1 protein-coding gene is annotated in these 742 nt (G+C 51.9%); it reads left to right on the top strand.

Annotated features, from left to right (window positions below; genetic code table 11):
- On the top strand, window positions 1-578 hold a 578-nt coding region (locus tag AC1D01_RS37260), incomplete at its 5' end, for a hypothetical protein (protein WP_477874924.1).
- Window positions 579-742: the final 164 nt, after the last annotated feature.

Raw genomic sequence — 742 nt, 5'->3', positions numbered from 1 at the left:
CTACTGGAGGAAGGGCCTTGCCAGACATTCGCTCATCAAGCACTATTGTGAGCAACCCGATATCCACACTTCCGATGCATCCTGCCGAAGAAGAGCAAGTGATTGCGATATTTCCTTGCAGGGCTTTACCATCGGAGGAGAGATTTGCTACCTACGCTACGTATTGGAAACTCGCGCAGCTAGTCGCTGAGCGGAGCTTCCCAATGATTGTTCGTCAGCGCCTGCAAATTAACCTTTGCGAGATCCGAAGTATATCGTTCGCCGAGTGCAGCTTGAGGATGCCTGGTGTGCGTGGCTCGTCGCTCGCACGTATTCTGATCCAATGGTTACTTGGATTCAACTGGCAGGCTGCCGATCTATATGCCGTAAAAAATGAACTATCCCGGCGCTTTACTTCGTCCTCATTCTTTTCGGAAACCTGGATGACACCTCTTTCATTTTGGCCGAAGGACATTCTCCAAGGCGATATTTCTAGCACTTGGCGCAAGTGGGTCAACGACCTCTCTGCGGAAAACGTGCACGCCATCCAGACATCACTATCGACAACGGCTGGTTCCATCTCTGTTGTCACGGCATAGCGCAATGACTCGCGCAGACATTCCAATCTTGAGGCTCTCGAGCGCGGATCTCCGGCAGCACCTCGGCTTTGTCTGGCGATATCATGCATTAACTGAGGATGACCTCACAAGCTACGAATCAACGCCCAAATTTTCTAGGCCGCCCTCAAGCGCCAACGATGTGC

The organism is Rhizobacter sp. P3_B12 (assembly GCF_056402895.1).
This window is presented reverse-complemented; position numbering and strand designations above follow the sequence as displayed.